This is a genomic window from Rhodococcus sp. NPDC003348 (assembly GCF_053589375.1).
The window spans coordinates 1-25,769 of the sequence record NZ_JBSFRT010000064.1; the positions used below are offsets into that span (position 1 = coordinate 1).

General features: G+C 69.7%; 20 protein-coding genes, 1 tRNA gene, 1 other RNA gene and 1 pseudogene. 12 read left to right on the forward strand and 11 right to left on the reverse strand.

All coding sequences use genetic code 11. The features are described from left to right. Positions 1-111: 111 nt before the first annotated feature. From ACWDU4_RS26770 to ACWDU4_RS26790, 5 genes are all read right to left on the reverse strand, one after another. Positions 112-846, reverse strand: a complete 735-nt coding sequence (locus ACWDU4_RS26770) for a queuosine precursor transporter (RefSeq protein WP_450116988.1) — start codon at positions 844-846, stop codon at positions 112-114. Between the two features lie 119 nt (positions 847-965). After that, positions 966-1,952 carry a hypothetical protein gene (locus tag ACWDU4_RS26775; protein ID WP_450116989.1) on the reverse strand — a complete coding sequence of 329 codons (987 nt, stop codon included), beginning with the start codon at positions 1,950-1,952 and terminating at the stop codon, positions 966-968. A 136-nt stretch (positions 1,953-2,088) separates the two neighbouring features. Further along, positions 2,089-3,000: a tRNA glutamyl-Q(34) synthetase GluQRS gene (gluQRS, locus tag ACWDU4_RS26780; RefSeq protein WP_450116990.1), complete on the reverse strand. Its 912-nt coding sequence runs from the start codon at positions 2,998-3,000 to the stop codon at positions 2,089-2,091. Positions 3,001-3,043: 43 nt separating this feature from the next. Beyond that, positions 3,044-3,601, reverse strand: a complete 558-nt coding sequence (locus ACWDU4_RS26785) for a TIGR03086 family metal-binding protein (RefSeq protein ID WP_450116991.1) — start codon at positions 3,599-3,601, stop codon at positions 3,044-3,046. Positions 3,602-3,703: 102 nt separating this feature from the next. Next, positions 3,704-3,791: transfer RNA gene (locus tag ACWDU4_RS26790), tRNA-Ser, on the reverse strand. Between the two features lie 105 nt (positions 3,792-3,896). Here ACWDU4_RS26790 and ffs point away from each other — a divergent pair. The 3 genes from ffs to ACWDU4_RS26805 all read left to right on the forward strand — a co-directional run bounded on the left by ffs (position 3,897) and on the right by ACWDU4_RS26805 (position 6,877). Beyond that, positions 3,897-3,991: signal recognition particle sRNA small type (gene ffs, locus ACWDU4_RS26795), an RNA gene on the forward strand. Between the two features lie 50 nt (positions 3,992-4,041). Then, entirely contained in the window at positions 4,042-5,331 is a 1,290-nt protein-coding gene (locus tag ACWDU4_RS26800; protein WP_450116992.1) for an aminotransferase class I/II-fold pyridoxal phosphate-dependent enzyme, read from the forward strand. A 118-nt stretch (positions 5,332-5,449) separates the two neighbouring features. Further along, positions 5,450-6,877, forward strand: coding sequence for a hypothetical protein (locus tag ACWDU4_RS26805; protein ID WP_450116993.1), 1,428 nt, complete (start codon positions 5,450-5,452; stop codon positions 6,875-6,877). 13 nt (positions 6,878-6,890) lie between these two features. Here the strand turns inward: ACWDU4_RS26805 and ACWDU4_RS26810 are convergent. Beyond that, positions 6,891-6,995, reverse strand: a pseudogene (locus tag ACWDU4_RS26810) (DUF5701 family protein); the annotation flags it as partial. Between the two features lie 48 nt (positions 6,996-7,043). On the opposite strand from ACWDU4_RS26810, the gene ACWDU4_RS26815 reads away from it, so the two are divergent. Continuing rightward, positions 7,044-7,625, forward strand: a complete 582-nt coding sequence (locus tag ACWDU4_RS26815; protein ID WP_450116994.1) for an HhH-GPD-type base excision DNA repair protein — start codon at positions 7,044-7,046, stop codon at positions 7,623-7,625. 178 nt (positions 7,626-7,803) lie between these two features. On the opposite strand, the gene ACWDU4_RS26820 is transcribed toward ACWDU4_RS26815, so the two are convergent. Further along, positions 7,804-8,661 carry a hypothetical protein gene (locus ACWDU4_RS26820; protein ID WP_450116995.1) on the reverse strand — a complete coding sequence of 286 codons (858 nt, stop codon included), beginning with the start codon at positions 8,659-8,661 and terminating at the stop codon, positions 7,804-7,806. Between the two features lie 666 nt (positions 8,662-9,327). Further along, positions 9,328-10,686, reverse strand: a complete 1,359-nt coding sequence (locus ACWDU4_RS26825) for an ammonium transporter (RefSeq protein ID WP_450116996.1) — start codon at positions 10,684-10,686, stop codon at positions 9,328-9,330. Positions 10,687-10,994: 308 nt separating this feature from the next. Between ACWDU4_RS26825 and ACWDU4_RS26830 the strand changes: the two genes are divergently transcribed. Then, the gene (locus ACWDU4_RS26830) at positions 10,995-13,607 is read left to right on the forward strand and encodes a DNA polymerase III subunit gamma and tau (protein ID WP_450116997.1); all 2,613 of its coding nucleotides are present in this window, start codon (positions 10,995-10,997) and stop codon (positions 13,605-13,607) included. Then, the gene (locus tag ACWDU4_RS26835; protein WP_450116998.1) at positions 13,604-14,674 is read left to right on the forward strand and encodes a DUF6670 family protein; all 1,071 of its coding nucleotides are present in this window, start codon (positions 13,604-13,606) and stop codon (positions 14,672-14,674) included. The genes ACWDU4_RS26830 and ACWDU4_RS26835 overlap by 4 nt, the downstream gene beginning before the upstream one ends. Before the next feature lie 3 nt (positions 14,675-14,677). Here ACWDU4_RS26835 and ACWDU4_RS26840 read toward each other — a convergent pair whose 3' ends face one another. The 3 genes from ACWDU4_RS26840 to ACWDU4_RS26850 form a co-directional block, all read right to left on the reverse strand. Further along, on the reverse strand, positions 14,678-15,649 hold the full coding sequence (locus ACWDU4_RS26840) for an alpha/beta hydrolase (protein ID WP_450116999.1): 972 nt from the start codon (positions 15,647-15,649) through the stop codon (positions 14,678-14,680). An 83-nt stretch (positions 15,650-15,732) separates the two neighbouring features. Beyond that, positions 15,733-16,671 (reverse strand): acyl-ACP desaturase, encoded by a 939-nt coding sequence (locus tag ACWDU4_RS26845; protein ID WP_450117000.1) that lies wholly within the window; start codon positions 16,669-16,671, stop codon positions 15,733-15,735. A 24-nt stretch (positions 16,672-16,695) separates the two neighbouring features. Continuing rightward, a complete protein-coding gene (locus tag ACWDU4_RS26850; RefSeq protein WP_450117001.1) occupies positions 16,696-17,718 on the reverse strand; it encodes an AraC family transcriptional regulator in 1,023 nt (340 codons plus the stop codon). Between the two features lie 318 nt (positions 17,719-18,036). Between ACWDU4_RS26850 and ACWDU4_RS26855 the strand changes: the two genes are divergently transcribed. The 6 genes from ACWDU4_RS26855 (at position 18,037) to ACWDU4_RS26880 (ending at position 25,654) form a co-directional block, all read left to right on the forward strand. After that, on the forward strand, positions 18,037-18,525 hold the full coding sequence (locus ACWDU4_RS26855) for a hypothetical protein (RefSeq protein WP_450117002.1): 489 nt from the start codon (positions 18,037-18,039) through the stop codon (positions 18,523-18,525). A gap of 106 nt (positions 18,526-18,631) precedes the next feature. Then, entirely contained in the window at positions 18,632-19,327 is a 696-nt protein-coding gene (locus ACWDU4_RS26860; RefSeq protein WP_450117003.1) for a hypothetical protein, read from the forward strand. Positions 19,328-19,403: 76 nt separating this feature from the next. Further along, positions 19,404-21,371, forward strand: a complete 1,968-nt coding sequence (locus ACWDU4_RS26865) for a sensor histidine kinase (protein ID WP_450117004.1) — start codon at positions 19,404-19,406, stop codon at positions 21,369-21,371. Continuing rightward, a complete protein-coding gene (locus ACWDU4_RS26870) occupies positions 21,368-22,021 on the forward strand; it encodes a response regulator (RefSeq protein ID WP_450117005.1) in 654 nt (217 codons plus the stop codon). The genes ACWDU4_RS26865 and ACWDU4_RS26870 overlap by 4 nt, the downstream gene beginning before the upstream one ends. 245 nt (positions 22,022-22,266) lie before the next feature. After that, complete coding sequence (locus ACWDU4_RS26875) at positions 22,267-23,481, forward strand: acetyl-CoA C-acetyltransferase (RefSeq protein WP_450117006.1); 1,215 nt, start codon at positions 22,267-22,269, stop codon at positions 23,479-23,481. A 31-nt stretch (positions 23,482-23,512) separates the two neighbouring features. Continuing rightward, positions 23,513-25,654 (forward strand): 3-hydroxyacyl-CoA dehydrogenase NAD-binding domain-containing protein, encoded by a 2,142-nt coding sequence (locus tag ACWDU4_RS26880; RefSeq protein WP_450117007.1) that lies wholly within the window; start codon positions 23,513-23,515, stop codon positions 25,652-25,654. The last annotated feature ends 115 nt before the right edge of the window (positions 25,655-25,769 follow it).

The following is a 25,769-nucleotide window of genomic DNA, read 5'->3' on the forward strand; positions in this document are numbered from 1 at the left end:
TCAAATACCTAAACCCGCCCCTCACCCGGTGGGCCAAATGGTTGAACAAAAATAAAATATACAAACTCGTTTGGTGACCGAATGTGACATTAGGGAACCAAGGCGGGGCGGTCAGGAAGCGACGACGTAGGTCGGCTCGCGCTTCTTGACGTACGCGATGACCCGGTAGGTGATCGGCATGACGAGCACCTCGACCAGCGTCTTCCACAGGAACCCGACGAGCACGTAGTTCAGGAAGTCGTCCCAGGTGCTGATGCCGATTGCGCCGGCGGCGATCGCGCAGAAGATCAGGGTGTCCGCGAACTCGCCGACCACGGTCGAACCGATCAGCCGCGCCCACAGGTGCTTCTCCTTGGTGCGTTCCTTGATGGAAACCATCACCAGGGAGTTCAGCAACTGGCCGACGAGGTAGCCGGCGAGTCCGGCGAGCAGCAGCCGCGGGTACACCCCGACCACCGCCTCGAGCGACGCCTGGTTCTCGTAGAAGTCGGCGGACGGCAGTTCGATCAGGATCAGGAAGCACACCGACGCCAGGATCAGGGCGCCGAAGCCCAGGTAGATCGCGCGCCGGGTGGCCTTGAAGCCGTACACCTCGCTGAGTACGTCGCCGACGATGTAGGCGAGCGGGAACAGGAAGAACCCGCCGTCGGTGATGATCGGCAGGATCTGCAGCGGGCCGACGGACAGGTCGGCGTCCGAGAAGAATGCGACGCCCTTGGTGGCGCAGATGTTGGAGATCAGCAGCACCGCGGTGAACAGTGCGACGAAGGTCGGATAGTAGCCGCGGGCGACGTGGGCGAACGTCGCGTGCTCGGTTTGCTGGTCGACCTGGTCTGAAGCTGTCACGACGGCCATCCAAGCACCGAGACGACGTCGGGCGCGAACCCGGTTGGGTTCGCGCCCGATGTGCGAGGTTTGTGATTGCCCTGCACCGTGCATGGTTCAGGGTGCAGGATGCCGATCGGTCAGGCGGAGACGCGGCCTCCGACCACCACCCGGTACGCATAGGTGGATGCGATGGTGGTCAGCGGAATGGTGATCAGCAGGCCCAGGCCGCACAGCAGCGCGCCGACGATGTTCAGGGCGACCAGGACCAGGGCCAGCAGCACCAGCGGCCCGACGTTCTCGGAGATCGCCCGGAAGCTGGACTTGATCGCCGTGACCGCATCCTGCTCCTTGTCGACGACGAACTGGAGTGTCCACCAGGTCAGGAACGCCAGGATGATGCCCGGGATGATGAAGAGCACGAATCCGATGCCGGTGATGATGCCGACGAGGAGGCTGGCCAGGATGATCGCGCCGACGTTGGTGAACTGGAAGAACGAGCCGATGCCCGGCTTGTTTCCGTCCAGTTCGTGCAGGGCGCCCCGCACCAGTGCCGCATTGACCAGGTAGCTGACGATGGCGCTGACGACGGTGCCGAGGATGCGCCAGAACGTGAAGTAGTCACCGAAGCTGTCATATGAGTCGTTGAAACCGAAGATGAAGCTGACCACGAGCTCGATCAGGAAGATGATCACGGTGATCCCGACCCACACGCCGGCATTGGCCTTGAACTTGTTCCACGCGTAGCCGAGCGCATCCGGGATGGTCAGCTGCGGGGTGCCTCCGGGTCCACCGAAGCCGGGTGCCGGCTGGAGCGGTGCCCCGTAACCCCCGGACGGGGGCGGCGGCGGATATCCGCCGGGCTGGGGCGTGCCGTAACCCGGCGGTGGGGGATAGCCGCCGGGCTGCGGTGCACCGTAGCCGGGCGGAGGCGGGTAGCCGCCGGGCTGCCCGTACGTGGGCTGCTGTCCGTAGCCGGGTTGTCCGGGGCCGGGCTGCCCGTAGCCGGGTTGTCCGGGGCCGGGCTGTCCGTAGCCGGGCTGTCCGGAGTTCGGCGGCGGGGTGCCCTGGTTCGGGGGCTGCTGCGGATGGTTCGGATCGGGTGCCCCGGGCGGGTTCTCACTCACGTGCGGTTCCCCTCAATGGTCCTGGTCGATGCGCGGCGACACATCGGCGCGCCGCGCTGTTTGTTGATCTTGGTAGACACTACGGCGCCCGCAGCCTGTTCGCGCGCTGGCGAACAGGCGTTTCGTACCGATTCGGCTACAACTCGGAGCCGGCTGCGAACACCCAGGGGTCGCGGGGGAGCGCGGCGGGGTCGAACCGGTCGAGCAGGTCCGCCATCGACGGCTTCTCGTCCGATTCGGCCAGCCCGAGTGAGGCCGCGAGATGGCCGCGTACCGCATCCGGGGTGCGTCCCGCGGCCTGCTGGTCCGCGAGGGTGACCGCGCCGTCTCGTTTGGCGAGGCGTTTGCCCTCGGCGTTCAAGGCCAGCGGCACGTGCGCGAAGGTCGGCACGGGAAGTCCGAGGAGGGTTGCCAGGTATGCCTGGCGCGGGGCGGACCCGAGCAGGTCGTCGCCGCGCACCACCTGGTCGACGCCCTGCGCGGCGTCGTCGACGACGACCGCGAGGTTGTACGCGGGCACGCCGTCGCCGCGGCGCAGCACCACGTCGTCGACGGCTCCGGTGTAGCGGCCGTGCAGCAGGTCCTCGACCTCGAACTCCGCGACGTCGGCACGCAACCGGATCGCCGGAGGCCGCCCGGCGTCCCGTTTGGCCTGCCGCTGCTGGGTTGTGAGGTACCGACATGTGCCCGGGTAGTGCCCGTCCGGGCCGTGCGGCGCGGTGGCCGCCTGCTGGATTTCCCTCCGGGTGCAGAAACACTCGTAGGTCAGGCCGGCGGCGGACAGGGCGTCGACGGCGGCGGCGTAATGCGGCAGTCGCTGCGACTGGTGGACGATCTCGCCGTCCCAGTCCACACCGATCGCGGCGAGGTCGGCGAGCTGCCGTTCCTCGGCGCCGGGCCGTACTCGGTCCAGGTCCTCGACCCGCATCAGGAACCCGCGGCCGGTGGAGCGGGCGAACAGCCACGCCAGCAGGGCGGTTCGCAGATTGCCCAGGTGGAGGTCGCCGGACGGGCTGGGTGCAAACCGCCCGGCACCGTCTCCACTCATGGCGTCCAGCCTAGCGATCCGCCGAGTGCGCACTCGGCGCCGCTCAGGCGCGCCGCCCCAGCACCGCGAGGATGCGCGTCTGCTCGTCCGCGTCGGCCGGGACCTCGACCGCGGGACCGCACACGCCCGAGCTGCGGATCTGCTCACCCATCCGGTCGGCGAGGGCGGCCGCCGCCGCGAGGTCCTCGGCCGGGATCGTCTCGTCGACACCGGTGGCGTGCGCGATGTCCCAGCGGTGAATCGCCAGGTCGAAGCCGAGGAAGGAGTCGAACGTCGCGGCGACCGAGGTACGGCCGAGGCTGCTGTCGTACTCGAGGCCCGCGCGCTGCGGGTCGTCGAGGATCTCGAGTACCGCGTCGCGGGTCCGGGTCCATGCCGCGAGCGGGTCCTCGTCGACGCTGGGCACCGGCGGAAGAGACAGTCCCACGGGCTTCAACGGGAAGGAATGGACGTCGATGAGGTGCCGCAACACGTCGCGTGCGGTCCAGCCCTCACACGGGGAGGACGAGTCCCACCGGTCGGCGGGGACCGAGGCGACGGTGCCGGTCAGGTTGTCGGCGCGGCGGCGGTAGCGGGCTGCGATCGCGGAGGTGTCGGTCATGGACCCATCCTGCGCCGCTCCCGCGCCGGAGTCTTGAACATTCGCGTCACGGGGTGGCGGATACGACGATGGCCCCCGATCCGGAGATCGGGGGCCATCGTGTGGCGGAGGATAGGGGATTTGAACCCCTGAGGGCGTTAACCCAACCCGCGTTCCAGGCGAGCGCCATAGGCCACTAGGCGAATCCTCCGTGGGCGAGCATACCGGCTCACCCCCGCAATCCGGAAAACGGGGGTGCCGGGGCCCCGATGACCGGCCGATTGTCCGTCCGTGCGACGGGCTCGCTACACTCGTCAGTGGATCCCGCGCGGCGCGCATCCTGTGAACTCCCCCAGGGCCGGAAGGCAGCAAGGGTCAATGGGCTCTGCCGGGTGCGCGGGGTCCCCTTATTTTCTATGCAGCTCTGCCCCCGCCGCTTCGGTGTGAAAGGTTTTTCCGGGATGCCTACCCAAACCCAGATTGGGTTGATGAGCCACGAGGAACTCCGTTCCGAGCACGAACGGCAGTCCGAGAAGTACACGCAGCTCAAGGCAGAGAAGCTGGTCCTCGACCTCACCCGCGGCAAGCCGTCCCCCGAACAGCTCGACCTGTCGGAGGCGCTGCTGACGCTCCCCGGCGAGGGCGATCACCGCGACGGCAGCGGCACCGACGTCCGCAACTACGGCGGGCTGACCGGCCTGCCGGAACTGCGTGCCATCTTCGGTGAGCTGCTGAACATCCCGACCGCGAACCTGCTCGCGGGCAACAACGCCAGCCTCGAGATCATGCACGACCTGATCGTGTTCTCCCTGCTGCACGGCAACGTGGACTCGCCGCGGCCGTGGACGCAGGAGACGAAGGTCAAGTTCCTGTGCCCGGCCCCCGGCTACGACCGGCACTTCGCGATCACCGAGTCGTTCGGCATCGAGATGATCCCCGTTCCGATCCGCCCGGACGGCCCGGACGTCGACGCGATCGCGCATCTGGTCGCCGAGGACCCGCAGATCAAGGGTATGTGGGTCGTGCCGACGTACTCCAACCCGACCGGCGCGGTGTACTCGGAGGAGGTCGTGCGCGCCCTGACGTCGATGCCGACCGCCGCCCCCGACTTCCGCCTCTTCTGGGACAACGCCTACGCGGTGCATCCGCTGACCGAGGAGTTCGCGCCGGCGTACGACGTGCTCGGTCTCGCCGCTGCTGCTGGTAACCCGAACCGGCCGTACGTGTTCGCGTCCACCTCGAAGATCACCTTCGCCGGTGCCGGCGTCAGCTTCTTCGGCAGCTCCGACTCGAACCTGACCTGGTACCAGAAGCACGTCGGCAAGAAGAGCATCGGACCGGACAAGGTCAACCAGCTGCGGCACCTGCGCTTCTTCGGCGACGCCGACGGCGTTCGCGCGCACATGGCCAAGCATCGCGAGATCCTGGCGCCGAAGTTCGCGGCCGTGCTGCGGATCCTCGAGGACCGGCTCGGTCCGTCGAAGATCGCGTCCTGGACCGATCCCAAGGGCGGCTACTTCATCAGCCTCGACGTGGTCCCGGGCACCGCGAAGCGGGTCATCGCGTTGGCCAAGGATGCGGGCATCGCGCTGACCGCCGCCGGCTCCGCGTTCCCGTACTCGACCGATCCGGACGACATGAACATCCGGCTTGCGCCGAGCTTCCCGTCGATGGACGACCTCGAGACCGCGATGGACGGTGTCGCGACCTGCGTCCTGCTCGCCGCCACCGAGAAGGCGCTCGAAGCGTAACTCGCGCGCCCGGTACCCGAGTCGACCTGCGGGAAGGGCTTTTTCGCGGGGAACCTGCGATACTCCGGCTCAGGTCCGCTGCGATCGGCGCAGTGGGTTGGACTGAGTGGTGAGTGTCATGACCAGTCGCGCTGGTGTGCAGTCCGGACCGGGTCCGACGAACGTCGGGTCCGCCGGAGCGTGCAACGGGGTGCTGAGAATGTTTCTGTTGGCGCTCGACGTCCGTGAGGGGCCGTCGCCGACACGGGTCGAGCCGGTCCTCGCCGTGGAGCCGTTCCTGCCGGCCCGGATCGGGCCACGGCGGCGGACCGAGCGCGGGGTGCGGCCGGCGGTACTGCTGGCGTACCGGCATCGCAGCGAGGCGGGGGCGGAGCTCACGTTCGGGGCCGCGACCGCCGCGATGCGGTCGGGCGAACCTGGCGTCCGTCCCTATATGGGGCCCGCCGCCACCTGCCTGTCCCTGTGGGAAGTACCGGACAACGGGCTCGTCCTCGCGCTGGAGTCGCTGTCCGATGTCCCGGACACCACGCTGGTCGGCTGGAACACCGACCCCCTGCAGGACCGGGACGGAGCAGGATTCCGCCCGGCCGTGGACGAGTTCCTCACGCTCTTCGGCCTCGATTCCGATGCCAGCCTGGTCGACCTGTTCCCGGGGCTGCATACCCGACTTTCCGATCCGGCCGTGCATCGGCCGCTGACCGACGTGGTCGTGCACAGTCACCGTGGCATCGGCGATCAGGAGGCGATCGAAGGCCTCGTCGTCGAGGTGACCGCGGACGGCGCTGACCGGGTCCGTGGCCTGGTGGAGGGGCCGCAGACCGGGCCGCTGGCGCGCGCCGCGGCCGGGCGGTGGGGAGTGCTCTGGCACTGGGATCGGGTCTCGCTCGTCGACCAGCCGGTCGAGCCCGGTGCGACGGTCGCGGTACGTGAGGACTCCGCCGCGGTGCTCCTCGACCTCGAGGCGACCGCCCGCGGCCACGACTACGTCGGCTCCGGCACCCGCGAGATGCTGTACTGCCTGCTCCCGTGGGTGGCGATCCGGGCGCGGTGCTCGATGGACTTCTGGCAGGTCCTCGACCACTTGCGCTGCCGCGAGGACCTCACCGGAGACCGGTTGGTCCAAGCGCTCGACGACGTCGCCGCGATGCAGGCCCGGCGAATGGAACGGGCCCTGTTGCGCAAGGAGCACCAGCGCGACAACCGCTACCACTCCTGGACCCAGCCCACCCAGCTCCGCTCGATCCTGGTCCGGCGGGCCGCGGAGGAGACCGAGGAACTCGACATCGAACTGGCCGAGGCAGTGCGTGTGATCGAACACGGGCTCCTGCGCAGCGCGGAACTTCGGGGCGCCCGGCACTCGCGGCTCGCCAACGCGTGGTCGGTGCTCGCCGGGGTGATCGCGGCGGTGGCGTTGTTCGCGGCGCTGGCGGCGATCCCGGCCACGACGGAGCCGACACTGTTCACACACTGGGCGTACGCGCTGACCGCGACCACCGTGATGATGGGGTCGGTGGTCGTGGCCGCGGTGCTGTGGCGGCGGCGCTGACCGTCAGGGGGCCGATCCGGCGGCCGGCCGAGGCGGAGCCGAGCCTGGAGTGCGGGTTGCCGTTCCAGCACCAGCCGAGCTTCGGTCGCCGCTGACTGATCCACAGCGCGGCACCCATGCGAAATTGTTCCGCGCCGGGCGCCCGCGCGGATGTCAGAATCGAGCAATGACTGTGAAGCTGTGCCTGACCCAGGACCCGGCGTCCGACGAGCTGCTGGCCGAGAATCCGGCCGCGCTCCTCACCGGGATGCTCCTCGATCAGCAGGTCACGATGGAATCCGCGTTCGCGGGCCCGAAGAAGATCGCCGACCGGATCGGCGGTTTCGATGTGCACACGATCGCGGAGATGAACCCGGACGACTTCATCGCGGTGTGTTCGCAGCCGCCGGCGGTGCACCGGTTCCCCAAGTCGATGGGCGCGCGGATCCAGTCGCTGTGCGGCTACATCGTCGAGCACTACGACGGCGACACCGCTGCGATCTGGACGTCGGGCGACCCGGATGGCAGGGAAGTGCTCAGGCGGCTGAAGGCGCTACCCGGCTACGGCGACCAGAAGGCGCGGATCTTCCTGGCCCTGCTCGGCAAGCAGATCGGCGTGCAGCCGGCCGGGTGGCGGGAGGCCGCCGGTGCCTACGGCGACGACGGTGCCCGCCGGTCGATCGCCGACGTCGTCGACCAGCAGACGCTCATGGAGGTCCGTGAGTTCAAGCAGGCCGCCAAGGCCGCCGCGAAGGCCGCGAAGGCGTAGTGCGGGAACCGAATCGACCGATTGGTGACGCCCTCCTGGGCTGGGGGTGGACGCGCGTCAGAGGTCGGATCGATCGAATGATGTGTGCCACCGGCCGATTCGGGGCGTTGGTGCCGAGAACCTGATGCCCGGGCGTGGTGCGCGGATCTCGAGGCGCACCACGCCCTGGCGCGAAGGGTCAGCTGCCGCTTGATCCGCTGGAGCCGGAGCTGCCACCCTCGCCGCCGGTCTCGTCGAGCGGGTCGGTGCCGCCGGCGGCGGACGGGAACAGGAAGCCGGTGGACACGGTCTCCAGCGATGTGCCGGTGCCGTTCGGAACCTTGGCCCGCCAGTTGACGATCGGGTTCAGTGCCCCGAACGGACCGCAGCCGGTGGCGCCGGGCAGGGAGAACTCGGTGGCCTTGTTGTGGATGCCCGACAGCCACGCGGTCTCGGCGGGGTAGGGATCCTCGTAGTGGGATTCGAAGCCGGCGGGATCATTGTCGAGTTCGAACACGACCGGGTTCTCCGGTGATCCGATGTAGCAGTTGTCGCCCAGCAGGGGGTTGTTGATCTTCAGGCGCGCGGGAAGGGTGATGTCGAAGTCGGTGACCAGTCCGTTGAGGGTCGGGGTCTCCACCGCCTCGACCTGTGAGGTGACCGCGGCGAGGCCGAAGAGGTTGTCGAACGGCAGGTCGACACCCAGGACGCCGCCCGGCACCGTCATCGGCTTGGAGTAGACGCCGAAGTGACCGTCGTCGCGAGGCACCATTGCCCCGTCGCCGTCGGGCAGAGTCGCGGCGATGGTCAAGTCGCCGTCGCCTAGCGGAAGCGTGAACCCGTTGTTGTCGAAGGTTCCACTGTTGACGACGACGCTCAGGCATCCCTGGCCGACAGTCGGATCGCAGACGGCGCCGCCGGGAACGGGTGTGGTTCCGGGCGCAGCGGCCGCGGTGGGTGCGGCGAGGGCGAGGGCGCCGCCGGTTGCGAGGCCTGCGAGTGCGATTCGGGTGAGAGTTCCGGTTCGCCGGGGGGAACGTTTCGTCGAGTTTGTCATGCGGCTCCTTACGTCGTAAGAACGTTTGCGAGCGCGCCCGGGGAGGACGCGCGCCGGCTCCGTGGAGCCGACCGGCCGAGACGGTTCCGCTGCCGTGTGTGCAAATTCACGTAACGGACAAAAGCTGTTTATAGCACGCTGCCAGTGTCGTTCGTGTCGTAATCGAACTGTCGGATTTTCCCTGGTCATGTGGGATTACTGGCAAGTAGAAGTGGGCAAACACTCCAGCTCGTGGTCAGAGTTCGAAACGCCGTGACGGTCGTGGCCGCGGTGATGTGTGGCGGTCTGTCGGGGTGCTCGACATCCAGTCGATGTCGGGCAGGCGTCGGGCGCGCCGACATCTGCGGCGGTGTCCTCGAGCCAGCTTCCGGCACCGGTGGCGGAGAACCGCGGGGCCGAGATCCCGGCCCCGGCGGACGAGGTGATGCCGGCCGTCGACGTGACGCCGGAAAGCACACCTGAACCGTCTCCACGGGCGGTGCCCGCAACGTCGCCGAGATCTACGTCGCCACCGTCGAACGGGTCTACTGCCGACGCGCGTAATGCCGGTGTGCACAAGCCTTTTCGGGTGTGCACACCCGCATTCGGCGCCGAATAGGGGTGTGGACCACCGAAAAGGTGTGTGCAGAGCCGCGTCCGCTCCTGCTCGTGCAGGTCGCGGGGAGGTCAGTCGCGCTGAAGATCGTCCTGGTCCGGATCCGGCTCGTGGTCCGGACGGCGGGTCCCGTCGTGCCGCGTGTCGAACAGGCCGGGGTGGGTACCGAAGATGCCGGAGCCGCCCGGGCCGCTGTGCGCGAGGACCGCGTGCTCATAAGCGGATTCGGCGTGCAGGGCGAGATCGATGCCACCGGTCTCCTGCTCTGCGGTGACCCGGAATCCGAAGAAACGGTCGATCAGCTTGCCGAGGGCGTAGGTGAGGCCGAACGCGTACACGCCGACCACGCCGACCGCCAGCGCCTGCTTGCCGAGCTGGGTGAGGCCCCCGCCGTACAGCAGTCCCTCGGGGCCGTGGGTCATCACCTGTGCGGCGAGCAGGCCGATCGCGAGGGTGCCGACGATGCCGCCGATCAGGTGCACGCCCACCACGTCGAGGGAGTCGTCGTATCCGAACCGGAACTTCCAGCCGACCGCGAACGAGCAGACGACACCGGCGAGGGTGCCGACGACGGCGGCGCCGAGAATGGTCACCCAACCACAGGACGGGGTGATCGCGACCAGGCCGGCGACGACGCCGGACGCGGCGCCGAACGTGGTCGGGTGCCCGTCGCGGCGATGCTCGACGACCATCCAGCCGAGCATGCCGGTGCAGCCGGCCACGAGGGTGTTGACGAACACCGCGGCAGCGGTGCCGTTCGCGCCGAGCGCGGAACCGGCGTTGAAGCCGAACCAGCCGAACCACAGGAGTCCGACGCCGAGCAGCACGAGGGGCAGGTTGTGCGGGCGCATCGGCTCGGTGCGGAAGCCGATCCGCCGGCCCAGGACCAGGGCGAGCGCCAGCCCGGACGCGCCGGAGACGATCTCGACCACGAGGCCACCGGCGTAGTCGAGGACACCGAGGCGGGCGATCCAGCCGTCGGGGCCCCACACCCAGTGCGCGACGGGCACGTAGACCAGCAGCGCCCACACGGGGACGAACAGCATCCACGCGGAGAACTTGGCCCGGTCGGCGATCGCACCGCTGATCAGCGCGGCTGTGAGGACCGCGAAGGTGAGCTGGAAGGTGGCGAACAGCAGTTCGGGCACGGTGCCGTGCACGGTGTCGGGGGAGATCCCGGCCATGCCCGCGTGCTCGAGGCCACCGAGCAGGCCGCCGCCGATGTCGTCACCGAAGACGAGGCTGTACCCGGCAATCAGCCATACGACGGTGACCAGCGCGATTGCGACGAAACTCATCATGATCATGTTGAGCACGCCCTTGGACCGCACCATGCCGCCGTAGAACAGGGCCAGGCCCGGAGTCATCAGCAGCACCAGAGCGGTGCTCACCAGCAGCCAGGCGGTGTCCCCGGCGTCGATCGTGTGCACGGTCAGCCTCCTCCGCGTGCGGTCGGCTCGCACGCCGCAGCAGAGAATCGTCCTTCGGAGTTTCACGAGCGCTGCCGTGACGTTGCGGGTGTGTTTCGCCTTTCTCACACCTGGTCACACGCCGTGCGTGGCCTGCAGAGCGGGCGGCGCATCCGCTCGATTCGGTCGAGTGAACGGAAGCGTTCGGTCGATCCGATCGAGTGAACGGAACATTCGGTCGATCCACGGACGCGGCCGGACCCGCTCGGCCGACCGGCGCGCGGGCGGTCAATGGTCCCGATGTCGGTGCTCGCCGGTACCCTCACCGCGTGGCCCTCTACCGGAAATACCGACCGGCGACCTTCGCGGAGGTGGTGGGGCAGGAGCACGTCACCGAGCCTCTGAGCACCGCCCTCGACGCGGGACGCATCAACCACGCGTACCTGTTCTCCGGCCCGCGCGGCTGCGGCAAGACCTCGTCCGCCCGCATCCTGGCGCGCTCCCTGAACTGTGTTCAGGGCCCGACGTCGACTCCGTGTGGGACGTGCCACTCCTGTGTTGCTCTCGGTCCCGGCGGTCCGGGCAATCTCGACGTCATCGAGCTCGACGCGGCCAGCCACGGCGGTGTCGACGACACCCGCGAGCTGCGCGACCGCGCCTTCTACGCGCCCGCCGAGTCGCGGTACCGCATCTTCATCGTCGACGAGGCCCACATGGTCACCACGCAGGGCTTCAACGCCCTGCTCAAGATCGTCGAGGAGCCGCCGGAGCACCTGATCTTCGTGTTCGCGACGACGGAGCCGGAGAAGGTGCTGCCGACCATCCGGTCGCGCACCCACCACTATCCGTTCCGGTTGCTGGCGCCGAACACGATGCGCGGACTGCTCGAGAAGATCTGCGCGCAGGAGGACGTCGCGGTTCAGGATGCGGTGTATCCGCTGGTGATCCGCGCCGGTGGTGGCTCGCCCCGCGACTCGCTCAGCGTCCTCGATCAGCTCCTCGCCGGTGCGGGTGAGGAGGGCGTCACCTACGCGCGCGCCCTCGCACTGCTCGGCGTCACCGATGTCGCGCTGATCGACGAGGCCGTCGACGCCCTCGCGGCGGGCGACGGGGCCGCGCTGTTCGGCACCGTCGACAAGGTGATGGACGCCGGTCACGACCCGCGCCGGTTCGCTGTGGATCTGCTCGAACGGATCCGTGACCTGATCCTGATGCGTGCCGTCCCCGACGCCGGTGAGAGGGGCCTCGTCGACGCGCCCGGCGATGTCCTCGAACATATGCGGGAGGAGTCGGAACGGATCGGTCCGGCGACGCTGGCCCGGTACGCGGAACTGCTGCACACCGGGCTCGGTGAGATGCGGGGCGCGACGGCACCGCGGTTGCTGCTCGAGGTGATCTGCGCCCGGATGCTGCTGCCGTCCGCATCGGATGCGGAGTCGGCGGTGCTGCAGCGCCTCGAGCGACTCGAGATCGGTGGGGTGGTCGCAGGGCCCGGCGGCGCGGCGCCCGCGGCCAGGCCGCTCACCCCCACCGCGCCCGAGTCGGCGGGCCCTGCGCCCGACGAACCCGCACCGCGCTTCCTGCGGCCCTCGCAGCGCAAGCAGGCGGAAGCGGATGCGGAGGCCCGTGCCCAGGCCGAAGCTGCGCAGGCCGCGGCTCAGGCGGAGACGGCCGCGCAGGCCGAGGCGGAAGCTGCGGCACGGGCCGAGGCGGAAGCGGCCGCGCGCGCCGAGGCGGAAGCAGCGGCCCAGGCCGAGGCCGCTGCCCGGGCGGAGGCAGTTGCGCAGGCCGCGGCTGCTGCCCGGGCGAAGGCGGCTGCCGAGGCCCAAGCCGCAGCGGAGGCGGAGGCCGCGGCACTGGCCAAGGCGGCTGCCGAGGCCCAGGCCGCAGCGGAGGCGGCGGCGGCACGCGCACGGGCCGTGGCGGCCCAGATGGAAGCGGCGCCGGTGCAGTCCGGTGAACCCCTCGACATCCCGTCCGTCGAACCGTCGCCGCTCGTGCCCGACAGCTTCGACACGGTGGCGGATGCGCTCACGCCCGCTGCCGATCCCGACTTCGCCGAATTCTTCTCTCCGGCAGAGGATTCTGCGGAGCCGGTATCCGAGCCCGAGCTTGAAATCGCCGAGTCTGCCGCCGCCGAGCCGGTCGACACCGAGCCGGTCGACGCCGAGCCGGCAGTCGTGGAGCCGGTGGCGGTCGAGCCGGTCGTCACCGAGCCTGTCGTCACCGAGCCTGTCGGCGTCGAGCCCGAGCTCGTGGCAGTCGAGCCCGCCGTCCCGGAACCGGGAGGCGTCGAGCCCCCGGTGGCCGCGGCGGGAGGCGCCGAGCCGGACGCGGCTGCGATCCGGGCGGTGTGGTCGGAGGTGCGGGCCAAGGTCCGTGAGCACAGCCGCACCGTCGAGGTGATGCTCTCCGGGGCGACGGTTCGCTCCGTCGAGAATGGCACGGTGGTGCTCGTGCACGCCTCCGCCCCGCTCGCGAAGCGGCTTGTCGAACCCCGGAACGCCGACGTGATCCGGCGTGCGCTGCACGACGTGTTCGGCGTCGACTGGTCCGTCGACTGCCAGGTCGGCACCCCAGACCAGGATGTGCCGAGCAGGCCGGCCCCGGTTCGTCAGCAAGCGAAATCGTCTGGTGCGCCGCGGTTCTCGAGGCCGAGTCAGGCGAATGCGGCACCGCAGCCTGCCCGTCCGGCCGGTCCCGAACCGGTCGTCGGGCCGCCGGTCGACGACATCCCGCCGCCCGACGAGCCGGACTACCCCGACGATCCGGGGCCGATGGACTTCGACCCGCCGTCGCCGGATTCGGTGACGGCCGAGGACGAGGAAGAGATGATGGCGGAGGCCGCCGAACCGGCCGACCCGTCCGTGCGGCGTGATCCGAACGACGTGGCACTGGAGTTGCTGGCCGACGTCCTCGGGGCGAAACCGCTCGACGAATGACGCCGCGGCGCAGTCTCGCCGAGCGGGCGCTGGCCCTGGTGAACCGCCGCGCGTCCGGCCCCCAGCCGCCGGTGCGTCAGCCTCTCGACCTGCGTCCGCCCGGTGCTCGCGGCAGCTTCGGGTCGCGGTGGTTCAACTGGGCGCACTACGGGGTGATGGTGCCGAATCTGCCCGAGCCGCATCGATACTTCGGGGTGATGGCAATCGTCGGAACCCCTGAGGCGGCGGTCTTCGCGAACGACTGGGCGATCGAGACGACGCCTCGCGACACCACCACCGTCGTCTCGTCGACGGCGGCGATGACCGGTGGCGGGTTTCTGCACCGCTCGACGTCGCGGGACTGCGAGTTCGCGGCGGACGGCAGCGTGCTGCGATTCGGGGACGAGTTGCTCCTCGAGTCCCGGTATCCCGAGTTCACCGTGCGTCGCACCCATCCGGAGGTCGGAGTCGATCTGCGACTGCGGGCAACCGGTGCGATCAGCCGGTTCTTCGACATCCCCGGCGTGTACCGGCACTGGAGCCTGCTCTGCGAGTACGAGGGCACCGTCACGCACGCGGGCGACGGGCAGGGTGTGTCCGGTCTGTGCACGGTCGAGTACGCCCGCGGCGCCGGTCCGCACAGTGTGTTGCCGCCCGGGTTGGCCTCGCGCGCCAAGCTCCCCGCACGCCTGTTCACCTATCACGTGGTGAACGTCGACGAGGGCACCCAGGTGCTGCTCAGTCACGTCACCGGTCCGGGTGGTGTTCCGCTGCTGCGCACCGCATACCTGCGGACGCGGAGCGGGGACAGTGTCGGCTACACGGCGGGCTGCACCCTCACCGTCGTGCAGGCCGCGGACCGGTCACACCGCACCGCGGACGGTCGCGAGATGACGCTCCCGGAGACCTTCAGGTGGCGGCTGAGCGTCGGCGGTGACGAACTGCTGACGCTGGACTGCACGGCGTCGGGGGACTGGTGTTACGGGCTCGGTGCCGGATACGTCGGAAGCTTTCGCTACGACGGGTGGTTCCGCGGCCGGGCCGTCACCGGCCTGGGCTATGCCGAGTACGTCGACGTTCGCGGCTGAGCGTCAGGCGGTCCGGCGTTGGCGGGCGGCGACGTTGCGCCGCGCGAAGTCGACGCTCAGCGCGACGAGTTCCCGGCTTTCCCGCAGGATCGTGCCGAGCACCGGGAACGCGTGGATCTGACCGCTCCACAGATGGGTCTCGACGGTCCGCCCGGCGTGTTCGAACCGACTCGTCAGCAGCTCGACATCCGGCCGCATCAGCTCGTACTCGGCGCACGAGAGGAACACGGGCGGGAACACGGCCGGGTCGGCGTCGACTGGCGAGTCCACGCCGACGATGGCGTCGGGTCCGCCGAGCCAGCGGTCCTTGAGCTTGGCGACCTGGCTCATCGGCAGGTACGCGTCCTTGCGCATGAACTTCGGGTCGTGTCGTTCGAGGTGCACGTTCAGCAGCGGGGAGTAGCCGATCACGGCGGCTGGCCGGGGGAGCCCCTGCAGCGCGGCGATCTCGGTGACCTTCATGGCGAGGTAACCGCCCGCGGAATCGCCGGCGACGACGATCTTCGCCGGGTCGGGACACGATTCGAGCACGGCCCGGTAGGCGGCCATCGCATCGGCGATCGAGGTGCCGACACCGCCGTCCGGCAACTGCCGGTACTCCACCGAGATCACCGGAACTCCGGCGCGGGCGGACAGCAGGGCGCACAGGCTGCGGTGGGTGCCGCGACCACAGAACACGAAGCCGCCGCCGTGCAGGTAGAGGATCGTCGCATCGGCCAGCTCGTCGGTCGCGACGTGGCGGTGCGTGACCCGCTCGCACGGAACCCCACCCAGGGTCAGGTCCTGGACGGTGCTGCCGGGTGGGGCGGGCAGGCGGTCGACGTAGGTTTCCAGCTTGGCAAGGATCCGGATGCCGCCGTCGGTGGCCGGCCAGATCGTGAACAGCGGTTTGACGACGATTCGCGTGAACCCCGCGATCAGCCGCGCTCGAATGCTGACGTCCCAGTGCCAGACGGTGTTCTCCCCGGTGCGCATGAGCGTCCCCCTGTGTGTGACCGTGTGTCACGCATACGATAGGTGGCCGCGGTCGGTCTCGCCCGGTTTCGGGCGCGCCGGGGTCAGGCCCGTTCCGCCTCGCGGGCCCGCAGGCGTTCGCGGGTCTCCTCGAATCGGCGCGCCGAGCGTTCCAGCTCAGCCAGATGGGCCGCGAGCCGTTCCCTGGCCTGCTCACCGACCGGACCGACGTCGGTCCGGTCGAACACCTGCCAGATCCTCAGCACCGGCCACACCACCTCGTCGAGGTGCTGGCGCAGATCGTAGACGCCGTGCCGCGCGAGCAGTGCCGCATTGCGGCGGAAATTGGGCATCGACATCCCCGGCATCTGGAAGCGGACCAGGATCTCGGTGAGCGCGTCCATCGCCGCATCGGGCGCCACGTCGAGGGCGGCACCGGCGAGGGAACGGTAGAAGACCATGTGCAGGTTCTCGTCGGCGGAGACCCGGCTCAGCATCCGCTCGGCGACGTCGTCCGCGCAGGCCCGGCCGGTGTTGCGGTGCGCGAGCCGGGTCGCGAGCTCCTGGAACGTCACGTACGTGACCGAGTGCAGGAAGGACTCGTCCAGGGGCGACGACACCCCCGTGGTCATGTGCTGCATCCGGAACCGCTCGAGTTCGACCGGATCGACGGCGCGGGTCACCGTCAGGTAGTCCCGGATCACGATGCCGTGGCGGTTCTCCTCGGCCGTCCACCGGTTCACCCACGTTCCCCACGCCCCGTCCCGGGAGAAGCTGCCCGCGATCTCCCGGTGATAGGACGGCAGATTGTCCTCGGTCAGCAGGTTGGTCACCATCGCGACCTTCGCGACCTCGGTGAGTCGGGACTGGCCGGGCTCCCAGTCGTCGCCGCCCATCGGGGCGAAGTTCCGGCCCTCGTCCCAGGGCACGTACTCGTGGGGATTCCAGTCGCGGGCCATCGACAGGTGCCGGTTCAGCAGCGCCTCGACGGTCGGTTCGAGTTCGCGCAGGAGTGCGGCCTGGTTCGGTGTCGCGATCGCCATGGGAAGGGCTCCGGTGCGATGAGGTCAGCCCCGCAGGGACTGGGAGGGGGAAGTGCCGTACTTGTTGCGGTAGGCCGCCGCGAAGCGGCCCGTGTGGGTGAATCCCCACCTTTGCGCGATCTCGGTGACGGTGCGGCTGGGGCCCGCATCCAGGAGTTCTTCGTGTGCCCGCTGCAGCCGAATGTCGAGCAGGTACTCGGACGGGCTGCGTCCAACGTACCTGCGAAACCCCTCCTGCAGGCGGCGAACGCCCACCCCGGCGCACTCGGCCATGTCGCCCGCCGTCCACACGCGGCCGGGGTCGGCGTGCAGGGCGTCGACCACCCGCTTGACGATCCGCGGCCGCGGCGTCGGAGCCGCAGTCGACGGCACGGCCGCGAGGACCAGTGCCGTCGTGACGGCGCCGGCCAACTGGTCGGCGACGAGGGCGTTGCCGAGCACCCCCGGATCGTCCGTGAGCTGCTGCGCGAGCGAGACGACCAGACGCAGCCAGCTCGCGCCCTCGGGAGTGGTGAGGTCGACCTGCCGGGGCAGCTGCCGCTCGGTCTCGAGAACGCGGAGTATTTCGCGGTCGAGGTGGGTGCGATCGATGCCGACCCCGAGGATGTGGCAGGCCCGGTCCCATTCGACGATCCGTGTCGCAGTGTCGGGTGGGCAGATCGTCGCCTGCCCGACCGCGGAGGTCACCTCGGTACCGCGGATGACCGATGTCAGGTGACCCGTGAGCGGGATGTTGACGGCGTAGCCGCCCGGGTGGGCGGATTCGACGGTTACCTCCGTACCCCACCCGATGCGGGCGAGCCGGATCGGCCCGAGGTCCGCGTTGCGCAGCACCAGCCCAGGAGTGCTGTCCGGGGACAGCCGGATCAGGTTGTGCGGGAAGTACGCGTCCGATGCGATCCGGGACGCCTCCTCCCAGTTGTCCGGGATCTGGGGAGCCCCCGGCCGGCCCGAGTGCTCGGGTGTGGACAGCGCGGACAGATCGGATGCGTCGAGAAGACTCGGAGGCGAGGCGGCCGGCACCGGCGTGTTCGCAGGATGGAGCATCGGCTCGCTCACCTCCTGTCCGCCAACCTCCCCGGGCGCGGGGAGGACGTCATCCGATGTGGCGGGCACCCCGGTCGAGGGCACGCCTTTCGGCGTCGGCGTGGTCGGTCGGTTGCACGCCGCCCGTCAATTGAACCTGACCGGCGGGCCCACAGCCAGCGACCGGCCGAACTCATATTCACGAATCGGGCACGCGAGCGGCTGCGCAATGTGTACTTTCGGTGCGCACAGCGGATCGCGGTGGTGGCATCGATGACGTAGCGTCGGACCACTCAGCCGGGCCCGGTGGTGCGGTGCGACGACGAGGGAGTGCGTGACATGCCGTTACAGCGACTCGACTCGTCGTGTCCGGACGGTGAGTTCCCGGGCCCTGCGAAGCTGACCCTGGTTCCGAGCGCCGAACAGGAAATGAGAAGTGCCGGGCCCCTGCGGATGCTCGGCATCGTGCGGACGCACTCCGGTGATCCGATTCCCGATGCGCGACTCGACTGGTGGCATCCCGTCGACGACGACGCCGCCGCGACCGGCCTGCCCGTCGAGCCCAGCGGATCCGCGGTGACCTGCGACCGCGGCAGCTTCGACGTCGTCGCCGGCGCCGCGGACGAGCACATGCGGGTGGTGGTGCGGGCCGACGGCTACGCCCCGCTCGACGTGCGACTGGTCCCGTTGCCCGGGCTGCCGCCGATCTCGCCGCCGATCACCCGGTCCGGGCGGGCGCCGCTGGCGGTACGTCCCGGTGCCGCCGACCACGTCGAGTGCTGGTGCGAGTTCGCGCTCACTCCCGGGGAGACCGTCCACTCCGTGTGATTTCCCGGCCGTCCGGGTCATCGGCCCCTGGTGGCCGGGACGCCGGGCGGCACATCCTTTGCTGCAGTCGATCCGCCAGCGGGCGGGGCAGTGAAGGAGACCGCGCATGAGCATCAGCAATTCGGTGGCGGCCGCATCCGCCGATCCGGCCCCCGACGCGCCGGCGACCCAGCGTCGAGCATGGGTGGCGGCCGGTGTCGTGGCCGGTCTCGCCGGCGTGGTCGGCATCCAGGCCAGTGGGGGCGTGACCGCCGTCTACGACGAGACGATCGCCGGGAACCCGGTCGCGATCGCCGAACGACTGGCCGACCAGCGGACCATGATCCTGATCGAACACACCGGGTTCGCGGTCGCCGCGCTCGCGCTGCTGGTGTTCGCGGCGGGCCTGGCCCGGCTGATGGCCGCGCGACTGGCACCGGCGAGTGTGCTGCCGCAGGTCGCGGCCGGGGGGCTGATCGTGACGTCCGCGATCTCCCTGATCGGCACCGGTCTGACCACCGAACTGGTCTTCGGGCTGTCCGAGGGCACGAAGATGGTGCCGGAGTTCGCCGTGGTCGGGGCGCACTGGCTCGGCACCATCCCGTGGCTGTGGGCGGCCGCCGGCGTCAGCGCCCTCGCGGTCGCGGTGGCGTCCCTGCGGCACGGTGCGCTGCCGAGGTGGCTCGGCTGGACCAGCGTGGTCCTCGGCGGATTGACCGCGCTGTTCGGAATCTCGCCGCTGCAGTACATGGCCGGATTCACCGGTCCGGTGTGGGTGCTGGTCTGCGCTGTCGGACTGTGGTTCACGGGCCGCAAGCGCTGAACCTGTGCGCGTTTCTGGTAGTCCTGGCTACCGGAAACGCGCACGGGCGTCGCCGGAGCCGGGAAGGGTGTGACGAGTGAGCGAGCGATACGAGGGGTCGGTGGGCGGCGGTGCGCCGGTGCCCGCCGCTGCGCTCGCCGTCACGGCCTGGCTGCTCGCAGTGCTGTCGGTGGTCGCCTTCCTGGCGGCGGAGCCGACACTGGACGCGAACCAGCTGTTCTTCCTGGTCGACGTCGTCGGGGCGGCGGTGTACGGCACCGTCGGCGGCGTGGTGCTGGCCCGCAGGGTGCATCCGGTTCCGATCATCCTGGGCCTGGGTGCGATCGGGATCGGGCTCGCCGCGCTGAGCTACGCCTACACCGAACTGGCGGCCGTCCGGCCCGGATTGCCCGCGGTCGCGGCGATCGAGCCGCTGCAGAACACCGCGTGGATCCCCGGCACCCTCGCGCTGTTCCTGGTGGTGCCGTGGCTGATCCGCGACCAGCGGCTCGACATCGTCGCTCGCGCCGGGTTGGTCGCCGGAGTGGCAGCGACGGCGTGGTTCTTCGTCGCCCGCACCTGGAGCGACGTCGCCGCGATCTGGCTCGTCGCGCCGGTCGTGGCGGTCGGACTGGTTGCGGCGGGCGACGCGGCGCGGAGGGCGCGCCGCGGCCCGGTGGAGGAACGGGTCGGTCTCGGTTGGCTGGCAGTCGGTACCGCGCTGATGGCGCTGTCGTTCGTCCCGCTGGCGCTGCCGTCGTCGTGGCCGCACATGTGGATGATCACCCCACTCGTCCACCTCGCGGTGCAGGCGTTCTACCCGGCCGCGATGTTGGTGGCGGTGCTGCGTCAACGGATGTGGGGACTCGATCTGGCCGTGAGCCGTGCGGTGCTGGCCGGCACGCTCACGGTCGGGTTGATCGCCCTGTATGTGGTGACCGCGACGGCGCTGGCGCAGCTGCTCCCGTCGTCGGATTCTGTTCTCGCGCAGGCCGTCGCGGCCGGCGCCGTGGCAGTGGCCGTGCAGCCGGTGCGATCGTGGCTGCAGCGTCGCGTGCACGACCTCGTGTACGGGTCCGGCGCGGATCCGGCGCGCGCGGTGCGTGACCTGGGCAGCCGATTCGCGACGGCCGCCGCGCCGGACGAACTGATGGGGGAGCTCGCCGCCGGGGTCGCCGCGGCGCTGCGACTGGAGTCGGTGACGGTCTGGCAGGCGGGGGATCCCGAACCCGTTGTGCGGTACGGGCATCCGACGGGCCGGGAGACGATGGTCGAGCTCGTGCATAGGGGTTCTCCGGTCGGCGGGCTCGCCGCGACGGCGCCCCCGGGCGAGTCGCTCGACGAGCGGGACCGGAAAGCGTTGCAGGAGCTGGGTTCGGTCGTTGCCACCGGCCTGGTGCTGGTGCGGGCGACGCGAGACCTGGATGCGGCCCGCGACCGGCTGTCCACGGTCCGGCTGGAGGAACGGCGGGTGATCCGGCGGGAGCTGCACGACGGTCTCGGACCGTCGCTCGCCGGGATCCGCCTCGGGCTGCAGGGGGTGCGGAATCTGCTCGGGGTGGACCCCGACGCCGCGGCCCGGCTGCTGGATTCGCTGCAGCAGCAGCTCGATCACCAGGTGGAGGGCGTTCGCTCCTTGTCGCGCACCCTGTTTCCGCCGATCCTCGACGAACTCGGCCTCGTCGCGGCCCTGCACGATCTCGCCGCGCAGCACGCCCGCGCCGGGTTCGTCCTCGCCGTGGACGCGCAGGTACCCGCGACGATCGACCCGCTCGCGAGCGCGGCCGCCTATGGCATCGCGGTCGAGGCGGTGTCGAATGCGCGCCGCCACAGCGGCGCGGACGGCTGTCGGGTCGAGGTGTGCGCCGCACCCGGTTCGACCGCGGGGGAGTTGACCGTCGTCGTGCACGACGACGGGCGCGGCTTCGATTCGGAGCACGTCGGCGGCGTCGGCACCCGCTCGATGCGGGAACGGGCCGGGGCCCTGGGCGGCACCCTGGTGATCGACTCGCCGGCGTCGGGAGGCACGCGGGTGGCCGCCCGGATACCGTTGGCCCCAACATGACCGACCACACCGTCACCGCCATCCGAGTCGCCGTCGTCGACGACCATCCCGTGTTCCGGCTCGGGATGGTCGCACTGCTGTCCACCCTCGACGGGATCGACGTGGTCGTCGAGGCCAGTTCCGTCGTGGAAGCGGCGACCGCGGTGACCTCGGACGTGGACGTGGTGCTGATGGACATTGAGCTCGGTGACGGTTCCGGCGTGGAGGCCACCCGGGACCTGCTGGCCCGCCTGCCCGCGCTGCGGGTGCTGATGGTGACGATGCACGAGGACGACGACGCCCTCGTGGCGTCGGTCCGCGCCGGCGCCCGCGGCTACCTGGTCAAGGGGGCCGGCCCGGACGAGGTGGAGCGGGCCGTGCGAGCGGTCGCGCACGGCGACCTGTTCCTCGGGGCGGCGGTGGCGGAGCGGGCGATGGGATTCATGGCGGCTTCGCGGGGACTGGCGCCGACGGTCTTCCCCGAGCTGACCGATCGGGAGCGGGAGATTCTCGACCTCGTCGCCGCCGGCCACGACACGTCCACCATCTCCCGTCGCCTGGTGCTCAGCCCGAAGACGGTGCGCAACCACACCTCGAACATCCTGACCAAGCTCGGCGTGCCGGACCGGTCCGCGGCGATCGTGCGGGCCCGGGAGGCGGGTCTGGGCTGACGGGCGCGGTGCGGTTGGTCGGCACGGCCGCGGTGCGGTTGATCGGCACGGCCGCGGCACGGTTGATCGGCACGGTCACAGGTCTCGCTCGCTTCGGTCCTAGACCCAATTTTGGAACACGTTCTACTATGGCGTGCATCGGGGTGTCTGCCTCGGGTCGGCGCACTCGCGGGTGCCCCGACACCACGTTGGATCCGCAGAAGAACCGCTCGCACGCGGCGCAGCCGTGCACAGGAAGGAACACCGTGACCACAGAGGCGTTCATTTATGAAGCCATCCGAACCCCACGCGGCCGGGGCAAGTCGTCCGGCTCGTTGCATTCGGTGAAGCCGATCGACCTCGTCACCGGCCTGATCGACGAGCTGCGGGTGCGGTTCCCCGACCTGGACGAGGACCGTATCTCCGACGTGATCCTCGGTGTGGTCTCCCCGCTCGGCGACCAGGGCGCCGACATCGCCCGGACCGCGGTGACCGTCGCCGGGCTGCCGGAGACCGTCGGTGGCGTGCAGATCAACCGCTTCTGCGCGTCCGGCCTCGAGGCCGTGAACATGGCGGCGCAGAAGGTGCGGTCCGGCTGGGACGAGCTGGTCATCGCCGGCGGCGTCGAGTCGATGTCCCGGGTGAAGATGGGCTCCGACGGCGGTGCCTGGATGCTGGATCCGGCCACCAACTTCGACACCTACCTGGTGCCGCAGGGCATCGGCGCCGACCTGATCGCCACCATGGAGGGCTTCTCCCGCGAGGACGTCGACGCGTACGCGGTCCGTTCGCAGGACCTCGCGGCGAAGGCGTGGGCGGGCGGCTACTTCGCCAAGTCCGTCGTCCCGGTCAAGGACATCAACGGCGTCACCGTCCTCGACAACGACGAGCACATGCGTCCGGGCACCACCCTCGAGTCGCTGGCCGGGCTCGCGCCTGCGTTCGCGGGCATCGGCGCGATGGGCGGCTTCGACGCCGTCGCGCTGCAGAAGTACCACTGGGTCGAGAAGATCAACCACGTCCACCACGGCGGCAACAGCTCCGGCATCGTCGACGGCGCCGCTCTCGTCCTCGTCGGCTCCGAGCGGGCAGGCAAGGAGATGGGCCTGACCCCGCGTGCCCGCGTCGTCGCGACCGCCACCTCCGGCGCCGACTCGACGATCATGCTCACCGGTCCCACTCCGGCCGCGCACAAGGTGCTCGCCCAGGCCGGGCTCACCGTCGACGACATCGATCTGTTCGAGATCAACGAGGCGTTCGCGTCGGTCGCGATGAAGTTCCAGAAGGACCTGAAGATCCCCGACGAGAAGCTCAACGTCAACGGCGGAGCGATCGCGATGGGTCACCCGCTCGGTGCGACCGGCGCGATGATCACCGGAACCATGGTCGACGAGCTCGAGCGTCGCGGCGCCAAGCGGGCCCTGGTCACGCTGTGCATCGGCGGCGGCATGGGCGTGGCCACCATCATCGAGCGCGTCTGACGCTCACCGGACAATCAGGAGAGACGAAACAGTGAGCGATCAGAACATCATCAACTGGGAGCAGGACGCCGACGGCATCGTCGTGCTCACCATCGACGACCCGAACCAGGGCGCGAACACCATGAACGACCGCTACATCTCGTCGATGAAGGAGACCGTCGACCGGCTGTACGCGGAGAAGGACACCGTGACCGGTGTCGTGCTGACCTCCGGCAAGAAGACCTTCTTCGCCGGCGGCGACCTGAAGAACATGATCAAGTCGGGTCCCGACGACGCCGAGTACATCTACCACCACAGCCTCGCCCTCAAGGCCGACCTGCGTCGCCTCGAGACGCTCGGTAAGCCGGTCGTGACCTGCATCAACGGCGCGGCGCTCGGCGGTGGCCTCGAGATCGCGCTGGCCACCCACCACCGCATCGCCGCGGACGTCAAGGGCGTCAAGATCGGTCTGCCCGAGGTCACCCTCGGTCTGCTGCCGGGCGGCGGCGGCGTCGTCCGTACCGTCCGCAAGTTCGGCCTGATGACCGCGCTGACCCAGTTCCTGCTGCAGGGTCAGCAGCGCGGGCCGCAGCAGTCGCTCGAGGTCGGCCTGATCGACGAGGTCGTGTCCTCGGTCGAGGAACTGGTGCCCGCCGCGAAGGCGTGGATCAAGGCGAACCCGGACAAGGGCGTCCAGCCGTGGGACGAGAAGGGTTACAAGATCCCCGGCGGCACCCCTGCCACCCCGGCGTTCGCGGCGAACCTGCCCGCGATCCCGGCGAACCTGCGCAAGCAGATCAAGGGCGCCAACATGCCGGCGCCGCGCGCGATCCTCGCGGCCGCGGTCGAGGGCAGCCAGGTCGACATCGACAACGCGCTGAAGATCGAGTCACGCTACTTCACCTCGCTGGTCACCGGCAACGTCGCGAAGAACATGATCCAGGCGTTCTTCTTCGACATCCAGACCATCGGCTCGGGTGCGTCGCGTCCGAAGGACATCCCCAAGCGTGAGATCAAGAAGGTCGGCGTCCTCGGCGCCGGCATGATGGGCGCAGGCATCGCGTACGTGTGTGCCAAGGCGGGAATCCCGGTCGTGCTCAAGGACGTCGCGATCGAGGCCGCGGAGAAGGGCAAGGCGTACTCGGAGAAGATCGAGGCCAAGGCGCTCTCGCGGGGCAAGACCACCGAGGAGAAGTCGAAGGCGCTGCTCGACCTCATCACGCCGACCGCCGATCCGGCCGACTTCGCCGGCGTCGACTTCGTCGTCGAGGCCGTCTTCGAGTCGCCCGACCTGAAGAAGAAGGTGTTCCAGGAGATCGAGGACATCGTCGACGCGGACGCCCTGCTCGGATCGAACACCTCGACGCTGCCGATCACCGATCTGGCGACCGGCGTCAAGCGTCCCGAGGACTTCATCGGCATCCACTTCTTCTCGCCCGTCGACAAGATGCCGCTGGTCGAGATCATCCGCGGTGAGAAGACGTCAGACGAGACCCTCGCGCGCGTCTTCGATTTCGTGCAGGCGATCCGCAAGACGCCGATCGTCGTCAACGACTCGCGTGGCTTCTTCACCTCGCGCGTGATCGGCACGTTCGTCAACGAGGCCATCGCCATGCTCGCCGAGGGCATCGAGCCGGCCACCATCGAGCAGGCGGGCATGCAGGCCGGTTACCCGGCGGCGCCGCTGCAGCTCTCGGATGAGCTGAACCTGACGCTGATGCAGAAGATCCGTGCGGAGTCGAAGGCCGCCGCGATCGCCGAGGGCAAGACGCTGCCGCCGGACCCGGCCGGTGACGTCATCAACGTCCTCGTCGAGGAGAACGGCCGCAAGGGTCGCCTCGGCGGTGCGGGCTTCTACGACTACGAGGACGGCAAGCGCGTCGGCCTGTGGCCGGGCCTGCGCGAGGCGTTCAACTCCGGATCGGCGACCCCGCCGCTCCAGGACCTGATCGACCGCATGCTGTTCATCGAGGCGCTCGAGACGGTCAAGTGCTTCGACGAGGGCGTCATCACGTCCACCGCCGACGCCAACATCGGCTCGATCATGGGCATCGGCTACCCGGCCTGGACCGGTGGCGTCAGCCAGTTCGTCACCGGCTACGAGGGCGGCGTCGCTGGATTCGTGGCCCGCGCCGAGGAACTCGCCGCAAAGTATGGCGAGCGCTTCACCCCGCCTGCTTCGCTCAAGGCATAGGCAGCTCCGCTGCTCGTGCGTGGTTTGCGGGGTGGATGTCGCGGTGCTCGACGTGCCGGGTCTCGACGCCGAGGCGCTGCAGTTCGCGCCCGAGCCCGCCGAGTCCGGCTCCGAC

Coding starts and splice junctions, on each gene's coding strand:
- gluQRS (WP_450116990.1), bottom strand. CDS start 3,000: ATGAGTGGAGACGGTGCCGGGCGGTTTGCACCCAGCCCGTCCGGCGAC.
- ACWDU4_RS26785 (WP_450116991.1), bottom strand. CDS start 3,601: ATGACCGACACCTCCGCGATCGCAGCCCGCTACCGCCGCCGCGCCGAC.
- ACWDU4_RS26800 (WP_450116992.1), top strand. CDS start 4,042: ATGCCTACCCAAACCCAGATTGGGTTGATGAGCCACGAGGAACTCCGT.
- ACWDU4_RS26805 (WP_450116993.1), top strand. CDS start 5,450: ATGACCAGTCGCGCTGGTGTGCAGTCCGGACCGGGTCCGACGAACGTC.
- ACWDU4_RS26815 (WP_450116994.1), top strand. CDS start 7,044: ATGACTGTGAAGCTGTGCCTGACCCAGGACCCGGCGTCCGACGAGCTG.
- ACWDU4_RS26820 (WP_450116995.1), bottom strand. CDS start 8,661: ATGACAAACTCGACGAAACGTTCCCCCCGGCGAACCGGAACTCTCACC.
- ACWDU4_RS26835 (WP_450116998.1), top strand. CDS start 13,604: ATGACGCCGCGGCGCAGTCTCGCCGAGCGGGCGCTGGCCCTGGTGAAC.
- ACWDU4_RS26840 (WP_450116999.1), bottom strand. CDS start 15,649: ATGCGCACCGGGGAGAACACCGTCTGGCACTGGGACGTCAGCATTCGA.
- ACWDU4_RS26845 (WP_450117000.1), bottom strand. CDS start 16,671: ATGGCGATCGCGACACCGAACCAGGCCGCACTCCTGCGCGAACTCGAA.
- ACWDU4_RS26850 (WP_450117001.1), bottom strand. CDS start 17,718: ATGCTCCATCCTGCGAACACGCCGGTGCCGGCCGCCTCGCCTCCGAGT.
- ACWDU4_RS26855 (WP_450117002.1), top strand. CDS start 18,037: ATGCCGTTACAGCGACTCGACTCGTCGTGTCCGGACGGTGAGTTCCCG.
- ACWDU4_RS26860 (WP_450117003.1), top strand. CDS start 18,632: ATGAGCATCAGCAATTCGGTGGCGGCCGCATCCGCCGATCCGGCCCCC.
- ACWDU4_RS26870 (WP_450117005.1), top strand. CDS start 21,368: ATGACCGACCACACCGTCACCGCCATCCGAGTCGCCGTCGTCGACGAC.